The sequence below is a fragment of the Halopelagius inordinatus genome, assembly GCF_900113245.1.
GTDB classification, from domain to species: Archaea; Halobacteriota; Halobacteria; order Halobacteriales; family Haloferacaceae; genus Halopelagius; species Halopelagius inordinatus.
Genome location: NZ_FOOQ01000001.1, coordinates 550,935 through 567,260, shown reverse-complemented (window position 1 = coordinate 567,260; position 16,326 = coordinate 550,935). Strand labels below are relative to the sequence as shown.

General features: G+C 66.9%; 17 protein-coding genes. 10 read left to right on the top strand and 7 right to left on the bottom strand.

The window, feature by feature from the left end:
* Positions 1-100 precede the first annotated feature (100 nt).
* Entirely contained in the window at positions 101-1,405 is a 1,305-nt protein-coding gene (gene aspS / locus BM167_RS03070; RefSeq protein ID WP_092888547.1) for an aspartate--tRNA(Asn) ligase, read from the top strand.
* A gap of 15 nt (positions 1,406-1,420) precedes the next feature.
* Here aspS and BM167_RS03065 read toward each other — a convergent pair whose 3' ends face one another.
* Both BM167_RS03065 and BM167_RS03060 read right to left on the bottom strand, forming a co-directional pair.
* On the bottom strand, positions 1,421-1,960 hold the full coding sequence (locus tag BM167_RS03065) for a PIN domain-containing protein (RefSeq protein WP_092888544.1): 540 nt from the start codon (positions 1,958-1,960) through the stop codon (positions 1,421-1,423).
* Positions 1,961-2,263, bottom strand: coding sequence for a UPF0175 family protein (locus tag BM167_RS03060; RefSeq protein ID WP_092888542.1), 303 nt, complete (start codon positions 2,261-2,263; stop codon positions 1,961-1,963).
* Between the two features lie 130 nt (positions 2,264-2,393).
* Here BM167_RS03060 and BM167_RS03055 point away from each other — a divergent pair, with 130 nt between their 5' ends.
* The 3 genes from BM167_RS03055 (at position 2,394) to BM167_RS03045 (ending at position 4,883) form a co-directional block, all read left to right on the top strand.
* Positions 2,394-3,008 carry a hypothetical protein gene (locus tag BM167_RS03055; RefSeq protein WP_092888539.1) on the top strand — a complete coding sequence of 205 codons (615 nt, stop codon included), beginning with the start codon at positions 2,394-2,396 and terminating at the stop codon, positions 3,006-3,008.
* A gap of 115 nt (positions 3,009-3,123) precedes the next feature.
* Positions 3,124-4,017 (top strand): pantoate kinase, encoded by an 894-nt coding sequence (locus BM167_RS03050; RefSeq protein ID WP_092888536.1) that lies wholly within the window; start codon positions 3,124-3,126, stop codon positions 4,015-4,017.
* Between the two features lie 83 nt (positions 4,018-4,100).
* Positions 4,101-4,883 (top strand): 4-phosphopantoate--beta-alanine ligase, encoded by a 783-nt coding sequence (locus tag BM167_RS03045; RefSeq protein ID WP_092888533.1) that lies wholly within the window; start codon positions 4,101-4,103, stop codon positions 4,881-4,883.
* A gap of 18 nt (positions 4,884-4,901) precedes the next feature.
* Here BM167_RS03045 and BM167_RS03040 read toward each other — a convergent pair whose 3' ends face one another.
* Together BM167_RS03040 and BM167_RS03035 are read right to left on the bottom strand one after the other, a co-directional pair.
* Entirely contained in the window at positions 4,902-6,014 is a 1,113-nt protein-coding gene (locus tag BM167_RS03040; protein WP_092888530.1) for a molybdopterin-dependent oxidoreductase, read from the bottom strand.
* Positions 6,015-6,410: 396 nt separating this feature from the next.
* The gene (locus BM167_RS03035) at positions 6,411-7,412 is read right to left on the bottom strand and encodes a glutathione S-transferase family protein (RefSeq protein ID WP_092888527.1); all 1,002 of its coding nucleotides are present in this window, start codon (positions 7,410-7,412) and stop codon (positions 6,411-6,413) included.
* 185 nt (positions 7,413-7,597) lie between these two features.
* On the opposite strand from BM167_RS03035, the gene BM167_RS03030 reads away from it, so the two are divergent.
* The 4 genes from BM167_RS03030 to BM167_RS03015 all read left to right on the top strand — a co-directional run bounded on the left by BM167_RS03030 (position 7,598) and on the right by BM167_RS03015 (position 11,263).
* Positions 7,598-8,656 (top strand): thiamine pyrophosphate-dependent dehydrogenase E1 component subunit alpha, encoded by a 1,059-nt coding sequence (locus tag BM167_RS03030; protein WP_092888523.1) that lies wholly within the window; start codon positions 7,598-7,600, stop codon positions 8,654-8,656.
* Complete coding sequence (locus tag BM167_RS03025) at positions 8,653-9,663, top strand: alpha-ketoacid dehydrogenase subunit beta (protein ID WP_092888520.1); 1,011 nt, start codon at positions 8,653-8,655, stop codon at positions 9,661-9,663. Before BM167_RS03030 ends, BM167_RS03025 begins: the two co-directional genes overlap by 4 nt.
* Position 9,664: 1 nt before the next feature.
* Positions 9,665-10,663: an NAD(+)/NADH kinase gene (locus BM167_RS03020; protein ID WP_092888517.1), complete on the top strand. Its 999-nt coding sequence runs from the start codon at positions 9,665-9,667 to the stop codon at positions 10,661-10,663.
* Positions 10,664-10,762: 99 nt separating this feature from the next.
* Positions 10,763-11,263 carry a VOC family protein gene (locus tag BM167_RS03015; RefSeq protein ID WP_092888514.1) on the top strand — a complete coding sequence of 167 codons (501 nt, stop codon included), beginning with the start codon at positions 10,763-10,765 and terminating at the stop codon, positions 11,261-11,263.
* Between the two features lie 18 nt (positions 11,264-11,281).
* Here the strand turns inward: BM167_RS03015 and BM167_RS03010 are convergent, their stop codons facing one another.
* On the bottom strand, positions 11,282-12,160 hold the full coding sequence (locus BM167_RS03010) for a hypothetical protein (protein WP_092891056.1): 879 nt from the start codon (positions 12,158-12,160) through the stop codon (positions 11,282-11,284).
* Between the two features lie 127 nt (positions 12,161-12,287).
* Here BM167_RS03010 and BM167_RS03005 point away from each other — a divergent pair, with 127 nt between their 5' ends.
* On the top strand, positions 12,288-12,641 hold the full coding sequence (locus BM167_RS03005) for a hypothetical protein (protein ID WP_092888511.1): 354 nt from the start codon (positions 12,288-12,290) through the stop codon (positions 12,639-12,641).
* A gap of 10 nt (positions 12,642-12,651) precedes the next feature.
* Here the strand turns inward: BM167_RS03005 and BM167_RS03000 are convergent, their stop codons facing one another.
* Positions 12,652-14,469, bottom strand: a complete 1,818-nt coding sequence (locus BM167_RS03000; RefSeq protein ID WP_092888508.1) for a 2-oxo acid dehydrogenase subunit E2 — start codon at positions 14,467-14,469, stop codon at positions 12,652-12,654.
* 126 nt (positions 14,470-14,595) lie between these two features.
* Here BM167_RS03000 and BM167_RS02995 point away from each other — a divergent pair, with 126 nt between their 5' ends.
* Positions 14,596-15,525 carry a sulfide-dependent adenosine diphosphate thiazole synthase gene (locus BM167_RS02995; protein ID WP_092891054.1) on the top strand — a complete coding sequence of 310 codons (930 nt, stop codon included), beginning with the start codon at positions 14,596-14,598 and terminating at the stop codon, positions 15,523-15,525.
* Positions 15,526-15,606: 81 nt separating this feature from the next.
* Here BM167_RS02995 and BM167_RS02990 read toward each other — a convergent pair whose 3' ends face one another.
* Positions 15,607-16,302, bottom strand: coding sequence for a class I SAM-dependent methyltransferase (locus BM167_RS02990; RefSeq protein WP_092888505.1), 696 nt, complete (start codon positions 16,300-16,302; stop codon positions 15,607-15,609).
* Positions 16,303-16,326 lie beyond the last annotated feature (24 nt).

Below are 16,326 nucleotides of genomic sequence, written 5' to 3'. Positions count from 1 at the left end.
GCGCGACTCGTCAGGGGTCAGGACCGCCGCCGTGTGCACAGCAGTCTCACGGCGAGGCGAAACGGCCGTTTTTAAGGCTCGTCGGCGGAAATCCGCACACATGCAGAACCGAACGTACACGGCAGACGCCGAACCCGGCGACACGGTGACCGTCGCGGGGTGGGTCCACGAGGTTCGTGACCTCGGCGGCATCGCATTCCTCATCCTGCGCGACAAGAGCGGGAAGATTCAGATCAAGTTCGAGAAAGACGAGATGGACGAGGAACTCGTCGAGACCGGACTCGGCGTCCACCGCGAGAGCGTCATCAGCGTCTCGGGCGACGTGAAAGAGGAACCGCGCGCGCCGACGGACGTGGAAGTCGTCCCCGACTCCATCGACGTGCTCGCGGAGGCCGACACGGAACTGCCCTTAGACCCATCCGGAAAGGTCGATGCCGAGCTTTCGACCCGACTCGACAACCGAACGCTCGACCTGCGCAAAGAGGAGGTCAAAGCCGTCTTCGAGATTCGCGCGGAGGTCCTCCGCTCGGTCCGCGAGGCGTTCCGCGACCTCGGAAGCACGGAGATAAACACGCCGAAGATAGTCGCCACCGGGACGGAGGGCGGGACGGAACTGTTCCCCATCACGTACTTCGGCGAGGAGGCGTTCATGAACCAGTCGCCGCAGTTGTTCAAGCAACTGATGATCGGGTCGGGTCTCGAACGCGTCTTCGAGATCGGTCCGATCTTCCGCGCCGAAGAGCACAACACCCCGAGGCATCTGAACGAGGCCACGTCCATCGACTTCGAGTCGGCCTTCTTCGACCACACCGAGGCGATGGACGCCTGCGAACACGTCGTGAAAGCCGCCTACGAGGGGGTCGCCGAGAACTGCCGGAAGGAACTCGAAGCGCTCGGTCTCGAAGACGAGTTCGAGGTGCCCGAGGGCGAATTCCCGCGTCTCACCTACGAGGAGGCCATAGAGCGAATCAACGCGACGGGCGAACTCGACGAGCAACTCGTCTGGGGCGACGACCTGCCGACCGAGGGCGAACGCGCACTCGGCGACGACGTCGGCGAGCATTACTTCATCACCGACTGGCCCTCCGAGATAAAGCCGTTCTACATCAAGGACCACGACGACGACGAGCAGTTGTCGACCGGGTTCGACATGATGCACCCGCGCATGGAACTGGTCTCGGGCGGCCAGCGTGAACACCGCTACGACCACCTCGTCGAGGGCTTCGAACAGCAGGGTCTCGACCCCGAAGCGTTCGACTACTACACGAAGATGTTCAGATACGGCATGCCCCCGCACGCCGGATGGGGCCTCGGCGGCGAACGCCTCGTCATGACGATGCTCGGTCTGGAGAACATCCGCGAAGCCGTTCTGTTCCCGCGGGATCGCCAACGTCTGTCGCCCTAAGCGACACACCAGCGGTTATCCGTCTTCGCGTTTTTCTGCCGGTTCCTCCACGAGTCGATACGCTTTCTCGCGGAGTTCGCCGGTCATGTGGAGGCCCTGCGAGTCGAGACGACGCACGAGTTCTTTGGCTTCGTCGGTATCCATCCCCTCGTGGACTGCACGGACGACGACGCCGATGGTTCCGGTGACGGTCGCCCCGAGACTCTCAGCGACGGTTCGGACGCGCCGGTCGTCGGAGACGACGGCGACCGGCTGCTTCCTGTTCCTCGTTGTGAATAGCACCCGGGCAATGATTTGAACATCGCCCGCATTACTGTCGTCAGATAGTATCGGCTTCGATCTGCGGATGTTAGGGTTGTGCTCGTCTAAATCAGAGGACCGTTGTACGTGTGTTCCTTCGCAGATTCGTCCGAGTCGCTGTCTCGCCGGTTCAGTCGTCACCTCCTCGAAGACTGAATCGAGTACGGCAATCTGACCGTCGAAGTTCGTCAGCAACTCCAACTCCCCGACGTTCCCCAATGCAATCAACGTCGTCGCGTCCACGTAGATATCCATCTACAGGTCCAGCGCCGCGTCCGCGTCCTGTTCCAAATCGTCCGGCTTCAACTGCGTCGTCAGGTTTCGCTCGCGGCATATCTCCAACCACTCCGCGAGAGGGACGCCCGCTACTCGGGCCGCTTGGTTGACCGATATCTCGCCCGATTGGTAGCGTTCCGCGGCGATGCGGACGCGAATCTGCGTCAACCCCTCGTCGAGTGCCTTTCGAATCGTCGTACTCCGGTCTTCACCGAGGAGTTCCGCGACCTGTTCCAGTTCCTCTCGTTCGTCGTCCGGAATGCGAGCGCTGATGGACGGCATTTGTATACGTTGTACTACAGCGTATTCGCATTTGAATCTACGCCTCGATTCGTCTCTCCGATCCGAGTCCGCTCTCACCGCACTTCGACGGCCGTGTCACTCTTGGCCGAAGCGACCACTCTCTTCTACCATGAGCAACGCACCGCCGCCGTCGGACTCGGACCTCTCGGACACCGTTCTCGACGAGATAGCGGGACACAGAGAGACGATTCTCGTCGGCGACATCGTCGTCCTCGCGGAACAGTACGACGAGGCCTACGCCCGCGAGACGGGAGTTCCCGCGGACCGCCTCGTCGCGTACGTCGAAGAGTTAGCGCGGAACGGCTACTCGCTGGATCCCGACGGCGTCCGTGAGGGACTCGACCGGAAGGCGGTCGACTCCCGCTCTTTCGCCGGGACGGACGCGCTGTACTGGGTCGGCGAGGACCGCGTCAGCGCGTTCCCGGCGCGGTGGCACGAGGAACTCGACGGCGAGACTGACCTCGTTCGGTACGTCGAGGTGATGCTCGACGACATAGACGACTCCGAATCCGCGTTCGACCACGGCGGCGCGGGAAGCGGCATCCCCGTCCCGGACTTGGTGAACGCGGTCAACGCGATGACCGACTTGAGCCGAGAGCAGATATCGAGCGAGATCAATCGCCTCCGCGACGAGGGGGTGTTCGAAGAGGACACGGACCAACATCCCGATGCACGGGTTCGGTTGGCCGGACAGGGCGACGAAGACGACGTGAGCGGCCGGTAAGGGAGCGAAACGGAGCGAGGGGCTGTTCGCGGCGATGAGAGTCCGCCGAACTGCCGTCGCCCGCGGCGACTTCGAAGCGTGTCAGACATAACGGTCGGGGAATCAATAGCAGACGATGACCGACGAGGCGACGGCGTTCGTCCCCGGGCACGTGACGGGGTTCTTCAGCGCGCACCCGAACGACGACCCGGCGAGTGCCGGTTCTCGCGGCGCGGGCGTGACACTCACAGACGGCGTTCGCGTGACCGTTCGGCGGAGAGAAGACGGCGCACGGAGAGACGACCACGCACGGAGAGACGACGAGAGGCGGGCGTCGCGCGTGACGTTGAACGGCGACCGGGTGACGGTCGACCCCGTCGAGAGCGTCCTCGCCGAGTTCGGCGTCCGAGCCGACCGCGTCGAAATCACGGCCGAGACGCCGCTTCCGGTCGGCGCGGGGTTCGGCGTCAGCGGTGCCGTCGCGTTGGGTCTCGCGTTCGGCGTGAACGACCTGTTGGCGTTGGGGCGGTCGGAGAACGAACTCGTCACCGTCGCCCACCGCGCGGAGGTGAACGCCGGAACCGGCCTCGGGGACGTGGTGGCGCAGGCGCGCGGCGGCCTGCCCATCCGCCTCGAACCCGGCGCGCCGGGACGCGGCGCGTTGGACGGCGTCCCCGAACGTCCTTCCGTGGAGTACGTCACGTTCGGCGAACTCTCGACGGCGGCGGTCCTCTCGGGCGATACGAGAGCGCTCACCGCCGCGGGCGAGTCCGCACTCGCGGACCTCCGCGAGAAACCCACCGCCTCGCGGATGGTCGCTCTCTCGCGTCGGTTCGCCCGCGAAGCCGGATTGCTCACCGACCGCGTCGAAGACGCCGTAGACGACGTTCGGGCCGCGGGCGGCGACGCGTCGATGGCGATGCTCGGCGAGACGGTGTTCGCGTTCGGAACCGGCCTCTCGGACGCCGGGTACGACCCGTCCGTCTGCGACGTCCACACCGCGGGTGCGGGACTGGTCCGAGAGGACTGAACGCCTCGCACGTCGGCGCGAACCGACCGCACCGGCGGCGACGCATCGCCTCGTTTTTCACGTCGTCGGACCCATCTCCGACAATGAGCGACATCGAGATTCCCGAGAGCCACCCCCGATACCGGTCGCTCCTCACGCGACACCGCATCGAGGAAGGGGTGGACAAGGGCATCACGAGTAAACAGGGCCTCATCGCCGAGGGCCGAGGCGAGGCGTTCGACTACCTCCTCGGAGAGAGAACCCTCCCCGCCGTAGACGAGGCGGAACGCGCCGCCGCGGCGCATCTCCTCCTCGCGGAGCGTCCGGTCCTCTCGGTGAACGGCAACGTCGCCGCACTCGTCCCCGGAGAGATGGTCGAACTCGCCGAGGCGGTGGGCGCGGACCTGGAGGTGAATCTGTTCAACCGGACCGAAGAGCGACTCGAAGCCATCGCCGACCACCTCCGCGACCACGGGGCGGGGGAGGTGAAGGGACTCACCGCGGACGGCCGAATCCCGGGGCTCGACCACGAACGCGCGAAGGTGGACGCCGACGGTATCGGCGACGCGGACGTGGTTCTCGTCCCGTTGGAGGACGGCGACAGGGCCGAAGCCCTCGCGGCGATGGGTAAAACGGAGATAGTGATAGACCTGAATCCGCTCTCTCGGTCCGCGCAGTCGGCCGCGGTGCCGATAGTAGACAACATCATGCGCGCGATTCCGAACGTCACCGCCCACGCGGAGGACCTGCGAGACGCCCCCCGCGAGGAGTTAGCGCGAATCGTCGCCGAGTTCGACCCCGAACGCGTCCTCGCGGACGCGGAGACGGCGATTCGGTCGGGGCCGATGGGCGACGCGGAGGCCGACGCGGCGCGGACGGAGGACTGAGACCGGCGAAGACGCCGCTTATCCGAGACCGCTCACGAGAACCGCCGTCCACTGCGCGGCGTCGCGGCGGCGGCGGACTTCGACTCCGTCGACCCACTTTATCCACTGGAAGCCGCGCCGGTTCGGCGCGACGAGACGGAGGGGAAAGCCGTGGCCGTGGGCGAGTCGTTCGCCGCCGACGTGCGTCGCGAGTAGCATCTCGCGGGCCTCCTCGATGGGGAACGACCACCGATAGCCCGTGACGGAGTGGACGGTCACCCACCGGGCGTCGTCGTCGGGTCCGACGGCCTCGAGGAGAGCGTCGAGTCGGATGCCCCGCCAGTCGCGTTCGGCGTACCATCCGCTGGTGCAGTCGAGGAGGACGCGCCGCTCGGCGTCGGGCGCGAGTTCGTCCGCAGAGAGTTCCAGCGTCGAGTCGGTCAGACCGCCGACGCGCAGACGCCAGTTCTCTCGGTCTACGGGGTCCGGGTCGTCGGCGACCCAACTCGTCACCGGGAACGAGGCGTTACCGTCGCCGACTTCGCCCTCGGGGGAGAGACCGTCGGCTTCGACGGGTTTCGACCCGGTGAACCGTCGCTGACCCGGCGTCTCCGCCGCCGCGGCGAGAAGTTCCTGCGCGCGAAACAGGAGTGCGCCGCCGAGGAGAAGCGCCCCGTACCGGAGTGCGGTTCTGCGCCCCTCGAAGTCGGTGCGGCGGGGCGGGCGAAAGCGCGTCGCGAGGTGGGCGACGACGAGAGGCAACAAGACGAGTCCGAGGCCGACGTGGAGATTCATGAGGTTCCAGTAGGTGAGGACGCGGGCGTTGCCGCCGAGAACCCACCACGCGCCGGTGGCGAGTGCGGTGACGGCGACAGTCGCGGTGAGAACGGAGAGCGCAGTCGCGCGGTCCCAGAGGCGCGAGTCGGTGACGCGGGTTCGGACTCGGCGGAGTTTGAAAAACAGAAGGAACACGAACGCGACGCCCACGACGGAGTGGACGTAGAACACCGGCCAGTTGCCCGGATAGCCCGCACCGAGGCTGAGGACGCCGCTTCCGAACTCGACGAGGACGCAGACGAGAAGCGACCAGTCCACTAATCGCGGCGGCGGTTCGACCGACGCGAGGCGTTCACGGAGGCTCGGGCCGGTCATACCGGCGCTAGGGAGTCGGAGAGAAAGAAGGCGTCGCCGCGCGGTGCTTCGGAGTTGGAAACCCAAAAGGCGTACTCAGTAGACGATAGTCGATATGACGGTTCGATACGATGTTACTGGTCGGTAGATACTATGTTCTCTAGTAACCGATGAATCCGCCTACGACCGGCCGGTAGCCGACACGCGCGGTACATTCAACTGGGCCTCACTGGTTTATCGCAAACCGAACGCTTCGACGAAGCGAACGAGACGGATCTCTCTCCGACAAACGGCGACCAAAGCGCCCGTTACGAGCAGTCGTACCGCGACGAGCGCAGCGAGTCGCGGAGAGTTTTTGGTCCAGCGTTTTGCGATGAGTGGTGCGCCGCAGGCGCACCCGAATCTGCAAAAAGGTGGTTAGTCGTCCGCGGGTGCGGCGTCGCCCGCGAGGTCCGAGGGGAGGTTCGCGTCCAGTCGGTCCCTGTCGTGCGGCGCGTCGAAGTCGACGTCGGGGCCGACGGGGACGAGTCGCTTCGGGTTCACGTCGCCGTGACTGCGGTAGTAGTGTCGGGTGATGTGGTCCACGTTGACCGTCTCCGCGACGCCGGGGAGTTGGTAGAGTTCCTTCGTGTAGTTCCAGAGGTTCGGATACTCGTGGATGGCCCGGCGGTTGCACTTGAAGTGAGTGTGGTAGACGTGGTCGAACCGGATCAGCGTCGCGAACATCGCGATGTCCGCCTCCGTCAACACGTCGCCGACGAGATATCGCTGCTCCGACAGAACCGACTCCCAGCGGTCGAGAGCGTCGAACAGGTCTCCCACGGCCTCGTCGTACGCTTTCTGCGTCTCGGCGAACCCGGCGCGGTAGACGCCGTTGTTGATGGGTTCGTAGATGTCGTCTAAGGCGGCGTCAACCTCCTCGCGGTGGCCCTCCGGCCAGAGGTCCACGTCGCGCGTGGCGTACTCGTCGAACTGCGTGTTCAGCATCCGCATTATCTCGCGGGACTCGTTGTTCACGATGGTCTCCGTCTCTTTGTCCCAGAGGACGGGCACGGTGACGCGCCCGGTGAACTCGTCGTCCGCGCGGGTGTAGATGTCGCGCAGGTACGGTTCGCCGTAGAGGGGGTCCGGATGCGTCTCGGAGAACTCCCAGCCGTCGTCGATGCGGACGGGTTCGACGACCGAGAGCGAAATCGCGTCTTCGAGACCCTTGAGTCGGCGCGTCATCGCGGCGCGGTGCGCCCACGGGCACGCGCGAGAGATGTACAGGTGGTAGCGACCCGATTCGGCGGGGAACTCGGCGTCGGCGTCGGAACGGACTCGGTCGCGGAACGACGTCTCTTGGCGGTCGAACTCGCCCTCTTCGTTCGTCGACTCGTACGCGTCGGTGCGCCACTGGCCGTCTACGAGCATGTTCATCGGCGCTCACCGCCGCGGAGTAACTGTCGTCTCACGCGCCTACCTTGGCGCCCGACGGGCTAAACCGTTCGCCGGTCGGGCGGCGGCGACACAGGGGCGCGAAATAGTTACCAAGGACCACAGTCTCGAAATACGATTAGTTCAGTGACGTTTATGGTCGATCCTGATGAATAGATCCGTGGGTCATGGTATCTATAGACATAGACACAGAGGACGGGCAGCGCGAGATACTCGAGCGCATGCTCACCATCCGGGCGTTCGACGAGAGGGTCGGGGAACTGTTCGAGGACGGCGAGGTGCCGGGGTTCGTCCACCTCTACATCGGAGAGGAGGCGGTCGGCGTCGGCGCGGCGGCGGCCCTGGAGGAAGACGACCTCATCACCTCCACGCACCGAGGTCACGGTCACTGCATCGCCAAGGGACTCGACCCGGAGGGGATGATGGCCGAAGTCCACGGCAAGCGAAAGGGCTACTGCAACGGCAAGGGCGGGTCGATGCACATCGCCGACGTCGACGCCGGGATGCTCGGCGCGAACGGTATCGTCGGCGCCGGTCCGCCGTTGGCGACGGGTGCCGCGCTCTCGGCGCAGATGCGCGACAGCGGACAGGTCGCACTCGCGTTCTTCGGCGACGGCGCGGTGGCGCAAGGACAGGTACACGAGGCCATCAACATCGCGGCGACGTGGGACCTGCCGGCCGTCTTCCTCGTCGAGAACAACAAGTTCGGCGAGGGGACGCCCGTCGAGAAGCAACACAACGTCGAAAACCTGAGCGAGACGGCCGAGGCGTACAACATCCCCGGGTTCACCGTCGACGGGATGGACGTAGTCGCGGTGAACGAGGCGGTCAGAGAGGCCCGCGAACGCGCCGCAGACGGAGGCGGTCCGACGTTCATCGAAGCCGACACCTACCGCTACCGCGGCCACTTCGAAGGCGACCACCAACCGTACCGCGACGAAGACGACATCGGCGAGTGGCGCGAGGGCCGCGACCCGATACAGAACTTCAAGAACCGACTCCTCGAAGCGGGCACCCTCGACCAAGACGAGTTCGAGTCGATGCGCGAGGACGCTCACGACCGTATAGAGGCGGCCACCGAGGCGGCCCAAGCGGCCGACGACCCGGCCCCCCACGAGGCGTACGACGACATGTTCTCGATGCACGTACCGGATATCGACCGATTTGCGCGGACGACCGCCACGGACGGCGGACGGACGCGGTCCGAGGAAGGTGAGAACCGATGAGCACTGAATCACGACCCGGCGACAGCATAGACCAGACGGAGACGATGACGATGCGGGAGGCCATCAGGGCGGCACTCCGCGAGGAGATGCAAGACGACGAGAACGTCTTCGTCATGGGCGAGGACGTCGGCACGTTCGGCGGCGTGTTCAACGTGACGGACGGCCTCGTCGACGAGTTCGGCGAGAAACGCATCCGCGACACGCCGATAAGCGAGGCCGGGTTCACCGGCGCGGGCATCGGCGCGGCGGCGACGGGGATGCGCCCCGTCGTCGAGATAATGTTCTCCGATTTCCTCGGCGTCGCCTCCGAGCAGATAATCAACCAGATGGCGAAGATGCGGTACATGTTCGGCGGGAAGACGGAGATGCCCATCACCGTCCGCACCACGGAGGGCGGCGGGATGGGTGCGGCGAGTCAACACTCGGGCACCCTCCACACGTGGTTCGCGCACTTCCCGGGCCTCCTCGCCGTCGCACCGGGCACGCCGCGGGCGGCGAAGGGCCTTCTGAAGTCGGCCATTCGCTCGGACGACCCGGTGTTCTTCTTCGAGAACAAGATGATATACGAACAGGAGGGCGAGGTGCCGACCGACCCGAACTACACCATCCCTCTCGGGGAGGCGAGCGTCGAACGCGAGGGCGACGACGTGACGGTCGTCGCCACCCAGCGCATGGTCGGTGAATCGCTCGACCTCGCAGAAGAGATGGCGGGTCAAGCGAGCATCGAGGTCATCGACCTCCAGTCGCTCTACCCCCTCGACACCGATACGCTGGTCGAGAGCGTCGAGAAGACCGGACGCCTCGTCGTCGCAGACGAGAGTCCCCTCTCGTACGGCACGCACGCCGAAGTGATGGCCCGCGTCATGGAGGACGGGTTCTACAGTCTCGACGCGCCGCCGATGCGCGTCGGCGTCGCCGACACCCACATCCCGTTCAGTCCGGGACTGGAACAGGAAGTGATACCGTCCGCGGAGGACGTGCGGACCGCAGTCGAGAAACTGGTGTAGAGTGACCGCCCGAGTCGGACTGGTCGTCAACCCCGCGGCGGGGCGCGACATCCGCCGTCTCACGGGCGGGGCGAGCGTCAGTAACAACTACGCCAAGCGACGGACCGCAGAGTGCGTCCTCGCGGGTGTCGGCGTCGTAGACGACGCGGAGGTGGTGGTGATGCCCGACACCTCCGGCATCGCGGACCAGGTCGTCGCCTCGGCCTCCGACGACGTCGAGGCCGGACTCCTCGGCATCGAACCGACGGGAGGCCCCCGCGACACGCGCCTCGCGGCCGCCCGGTTCCGAGAGGTGGCCGACGCCGTCGTCGTCCTCGGCGGCGACGGGACGAACCGCGACGTGGGGACGAACGTCGGCGACGTGCCCGTGGTGTCCGTCTCCACCGGGACGAACAACGTCGTCCCGACGGCGGTGGACGGCACCGTCGCGGGGATGGCCGCGGCAGTCGTCGCCGACGGTGCGGCGGACGCAGACGCCGTCAGTTACCGGCACGGAACCGCCGTCGCCCAGGTGGACGGACGCACCAAACGAGAGACGGTGACGGGCCTCGCCACCGTCGGCGTCGTAGACGAGGCGTTCGTCGGAACGCGGGCCCTGTTGGACGCGGGGAGTCTCCTCGGCGGCGTCGCCTCCCGGGCGGCCCCCGGCGAGATAGGTATCTCGGGCGCGGCGGGGACCGTCCACCGCGTCGAACCCGACGACCCCGGCGGCGTCGGCGTCCGGTTCGCGCCCGCAGAGGAGGCGACGCGCCGCGTCCGTGCCGTCACCGTTCCGGGCGTCGTCTCGGAACTCGGCGTCGACGACTGCCGCCGCCTCGACGCCGGAGAGCCCTTTCTCTTCGAAGTCGAGACGGCCGTCGTCAGCGCGGACGGCGAACGGGAACTCGAAGTCCGCGACGCCGAAATCGCGATTCGCGCCGTCGACGACGGACCCAAAGTCGTGGACGTGGACGCCGCACTCGCCGCCGCCGCGGAGGCGGGGTTCTTCGTCGAACGCTGAATCGCCGCCCACCGCCCGTTTCCCGTCTACCGGTCGTTATCCGCGACTGTCGCTCTCGGTTCGAATAGAGTATATCACAAACAAACATTATATTTACGTATGGACTCGATACCCGACCTCGGAATCGACGTGCCGGAGATAAGCCAAGTCGCGTTCGTCGTCGAAGACATCGAAGACGGGATGGACCGCTTCGGCGGCGTCCTCGGCGTCGGTCCGTGGCAGATATACCACTTCGAACCGCCGACGCTTCACGACACCACGTTCCGCGGGGAGGAACACGACTACTCGATGACGCTCGCACTCGCCGACGTGGGCGGGACGATGATAGAACTCATCGAACCGTTGGAAGGCGAGAGCCTCTACACCGAACACTTAGAAGAACACGGCGAGGGCCTCCACCACGTCGCCTGCTTCGCGTTCGACGACCCGGAGTCGGTCGTCGAAGCGTTCGAGGACGCCGGGATGCCCGTCGTCCAAAGCGGCGTCTACGACGAGACGCCGTACTGGTACTTCGACACCGAAGACGAGATGAACGGCGTCGTCTTCGAGACGGCGTCGAACGTCGACGCGTTGGGGGAACCGGACGAGCAGTATCCGTAGTCCGGACTCGAGGCCCGGCTAACTCGGCGTCGAGGCGTTCCGCACCCGAACATCGCGTTCCGCGGAGACGTGACCGCGAACCGACAGCGTCACCGGTCCGTCCTCGTTCGTCGTGTACGAGGTGTCGATATCCACCGACGCCGTCATCTCGTCGCCTGCGGCGACGGCCCGTTCGATGACGTGCGATTCGTCGTCGTCGGCTATCACGTCCGTCGGCCAGTAGACGGCCGCGAGAAACCGGCCGTCGGTATCGGAGACGTTCGTCGCGGTCAGCGAAACCGACATCGTCTCGCCCTGCGACACTTCCTCGGGCGCGTCCACGGAGTCGAGTTCGAACCGCGGCGCGGGCGCGTCGAGTCGGACCCGTTCCTCGACGGGAAGCGGCCACTCCGAATCGCCCGACTCGAACCGAATCCGGGGGTTCGAGGCCGACAGCGGAGACGGCACCTCGAAGGCGAGATACGACCGGTCGTCGCCGCCGAACCCTCTGCCGACGGGGCCGCCCTCCCGGCCCGCGACGGAGACGTTTCTCGCTCCGACGGTGTCCGAAAGCCCCGGGTGCCACGACTCGGAGTCGGTCCGAAAGGCGAAGTCGGACGCCGAAGCGTCGCCGGGGGCGCGCACGGACGCGACGACGTACTGTCGCCCCTCGACGGCGAGGACGCCGCCGGACCCCATCGACGACTCGTATCTGACCGCCTTCCGGACGGCGATATCGTCGACTGCGACGCCGTCGGCCGGAGGCGTCTCGTCGGGGCCGTCTGCCGTCGTCTCGGTTCCGTCGTCTGCCGTCGTCTCCTCGGCTCCGCTTCCCGGTCGTGACGGCGTCCCGGAGAGACAGCCCGCGGTACCCGAGGCACAGAGGCCGCAGAACGCGAGCATCTGTCGGCGGTTCATACGCGACCGTTCGCCGGTCCGCATAAAGTGCTTTCAGGAGGCTCAAAGAGACGCTTTCGCCTCTCCGGTTCGACGCGCAGTCGGCGGGGGACGTACGTTTTTGTCGCGGCCGTCCGCATCTCGGCGTATGCCCTCTCTCGTCGAGTCGGTGTCCCCCGCCGAGGCCGCGCCGGGTGCCGCCGTCGCCATTCTCGCGGCGGTGACTGTCGGTATCGGCTACTACCGTCCGTCTCCGCTCGCCGCCGTCGCCCTCGTCCTCCTCTCGGTCGTACTCGTGGCCCGGGGCCTGCGACCGTTCGGCGGAACGGTGGCGTACCACCTGCTTCAGGCCGCCGCGTTCGTGGCGTTCGGACTCACCGTCGTCGCCACGGGGAACGTGACCGCCGTCGCCGCCGCCGCCGTCGTCGTCGGCGGCGTCGGCGTTCTGCACTACGGATGGCGCGGGGCCCGAAACGGCCTCCTGGCCTCGGTCTCCGAGTGACGCCCGACGACTACGCCCGCCGCCAGTCGAGGGAGACGGGAAGGTCCTCGCGGAGCAGTTCGTTGACGTGGCAGGTCCGTTCGCCGTTCCGCACGATGCGTTCGAGAGTCTCCTCGTCCGCGTCGGTGTCGAGCGTCACGTTCAGAGAGAGGGACTCGACGGACCCCTCGGGAGGCGTCGCCTCCGCGTTCACCGTGACGTTCCGCATCTCCACGTCGCGGATCTCCGCTTGAACGCCGATGCTCGCCGACAGACAGGCCGCGAAGGAACTGACGAACAGGTCGACGGGCGTCGGCGCGGTGCCGCCGCCGAACTCCTCCGTCACGTCGAAATCGTACTCGAAAGAGCCCGCCTCGACGGTCCCTTTCAGGTCGGGCCCGACGGACGCCGTCGCCGCCGCGTTCGGGAGTTTCACCGCCTCCGATTCGGCTTCGGCCGCCTCCACGCCGTCTAAAAGCGGCCACGGGTCTTCGAGGTGGTCCGACAGAGTGGCCATGAAGCGCGCCGCGTCCGCGCCGTCGACGATGCGGTGGTCGAAAGAGAGGTCCAAGGGGAGCATCCGGCGGGTGGTGAACTCCCCGGAGCCGTCGGGGACGACTCGCTCTTCGAGGGCGTTGACGCCGAGGATGGCTATCTGCGGTGGGTTGATGATGGGGTCGAACGACTCGACGCCGAGGACGCCGAGGTTCGAGACGGTGAACGTCCCGCCCGACAGGTCGTCCATCGAGAAGTCGCCGTCGAGGACGCGCCGCGTCACCTCCCGGCGACGGTCGGAGAGGTCCGAAAGCGAGAGCGAATCGACGCCGCGGACGACGGGCGCGAGCAATCCCTCGTCTACGTCCACGGCGACGCAGATGTTGTGGTCCTCGTGGAGGCGGTGGGTTTCGTCCTCGAACGTGGCGTTGAACTCGGGATGGTCCGCGAGCGTCGCAGAAAGCGCCTTCAACAGCACGTCCGTCAGCGACACGTCCGCGCCGAGTTGCTCCTCTGCGGCGTCCGCGGCGGCGAGGGCCGCCTCCGCGTTCGTCGTCCGGTGGACGGTGACGTGGACGGACTCGCGGTAACTCTGCCCGAGTCGGTCGGCGATGGTGCGGCGCATTCCCGAGAGCGGCCGTTCCTCCGCGACGGCCGGTCCGGCGTCGCCGGTCGCAGTCGCCGCGCCGCCTCCGGACTCGGCCGCCGCCTCCACGTCGTCTTCGGTTATCGCCCCGCCCGGACCCGACCCCTCGACGCCCGCGAGCGTCACGCCGAGTTCGTCCGCGCGCTTTTTCGCCCGCGGGCTGGCTTTCACGTCCCCGGACCCGGCCGACCCCGCGGCTTCCACGTCGTCTTCGGTAATCGCCCCGCCCGGACCCGACCCCTCCACCGTCGAGAGGTCGACGTCCAGTTCGTCGGCGCGCTTTTTGGCTCGCGGACTGGCTTTCACGTCACCGGACCCGCCGCCACCACCGGCACTCGAACCGGACCCGGATTCCGTCGTCGTCGCCCCCGCGTCGGACCCGGATTCGGCGCTCGGTTCGTCCGTCTCGGCCCCTTCGTCGGCGGGTTCGTCCCCATCGAACTCGGATTTCAGAGCGGAGATGTCCTCCTCTGGACCCGCGACGACGGCGAGGGCGGCACCCGGCGGGGCGGACCCCCCCTCCTCGACGCCGACGTATCTGAGGACGCCCGACTCCCGTGCGTCTATCTCCGCCGTCGTCTTCTCGGACTCTATCTCGGCGATTGTCGCGTCTTCCTCCACCTCGCCACCTTCCTCTACGTACCACTCGACGATAGTTCCGGAATCCATCTCCAACCCTAACTTGGGCATCTTGACGACGTACGACATGGTAGTTGGTATAATCTAGTCAATGTTAAACAATAGCACGCGACGCACGGCGTGAAAGTCACTCCACCCGACGGACCCCCACAGTTATAACACTCGGTGGTACTACCTAGGGATATGTCCGACAGCATGGCAGACTTCGACGGGTTCGCGGACGTGAGCGAGTCGCAGGTCACACGAGCGATAGCGTCCGACTGGACCGAGGAGTTCCTCGACAGAATCGACACGGAGGTAATCGTCGTCGGCGGCGGTCCCTCGGGTCTGGTCGCGGCGAAGGAACTCGCCGAACGCGACGTGGACGTGACCATCGTCGAGAAGAACAACTACCTCGGCGGCGGGTTCTGGCTCGGCGGTTTTCTCATGAACAAGGTGACCGTCCGGGACCCGGCCCAAGAGGTACTCGACGAACTCGACGTCCCCTACACCGAGAGCGAGGAAGCCGAGGGTCTGTACGTCGCGGACGGCCCGCACGCCTGTTCAGGGCTGATAAAGGCCGCCTGCGACGCGGGCGCGACGGTCCAGAACATGACGGAGTTCACCGACATCGTCGTCCGCGAGGACCACCGCGTCGGCGGCGTCGTCCTCAACTGGACGCCCGTCCACGCCCTGCCGCGGGAACTGACCTGCGTGGACCCCGTCGCCGTCGAATCCGACCTCGTCCTCGACGCGACGGGTCACGACGCCGTGGTCGTCTCGAAACTCGCGGAACGCGGCGCACTCGACGCGCCGGGCATCGAACACGCGCAAGAACACAACACCGGGATGGACCAGACCGACGAGGGCGAGTACGGCGCGCCCGGTCACGACTCGCCCGGTCACGACTCGATGTGGGTCGGAAAAAGCGAGGACGCCGTCGTCGAACACACCGGTGTCGTCCACCCCGGCGTCGTCGCTTCCGGGATGGCCGTCGCCACCGCCCACGGCCTCCCGCGGATGGGACCGACGTTCGGCGCGATGCTCCTCTCGGGCAAGCGCGCGGCCCAATCCTGCCTCGACGAACTGGGACGCGAAGCCCCGGCGGTCGAGTACGGCGCGACGCCCTCGCCCGCCGACGACTGAGACGTCTCGCCCGTCTCCAACCGAGGCCCGAACTCCCCGACTGACGCGAGAGACGCCCTCCCTCCCCCTCTTTTCGACGGGTCACGTTCCGCCGCGGTTCGGTCCGTCGCCGACGGTTCCGCCGCGGACCCGCGCGAACCCGAGTGCGCGGACGTCGCGCCGAACGTCGGTACAGAGGCGTTCGAGTTCCGAGTGGGCGGCGACGAGTCTCTCGTCTAACAGCGCCGACGGCGACTCCATCCGCCGCCCCGGACCGGGGGGCGTGGAGGCGCGGACGAGACTCTCGAAGGCGGCGTTCAGCGGTCGCCCGAGAGGAGACGTGCTCCGGCCCAAATCGCCCACCGCGAGTCGCCCGTCGGGGCCGACGAGTTCCGCCCACGTCCGGACGGCGGCGGCGGGGTCAGCGAGCATCCCCGAGACGAACGTCGCGAGGACGGCGTCGGCCTCGCCGACGGGCGGGCGCGTCGCGTCGCCGCGGACGACGTGGACGTTCTCCCACCCCTCGCCGTCGATTCTGTCGCGGGCGACGGCGAGGACGCCCGGCGTGAAGTCGACGCCGACGACGGTTCCCGACGGTCCGACGCGTTCGCGGAGGTACGGGAAGTTCGCGCCGGTGCCGCAGCCCATATCGACGACCACGTCGCCCCGTTTCGGGTCGAGAGCGTCGGCGACGCTCTCTCGGAGACCGGTGACGCCCGGCGTCCGTCGGGCGATGAGGTCGTACAGTCTCGCGTACCGCGAGTAGAACTCCTGCGTCGCGTCGGTTCCGTCTCTCATGAGCGGGTCGTTCGACGACTCCGT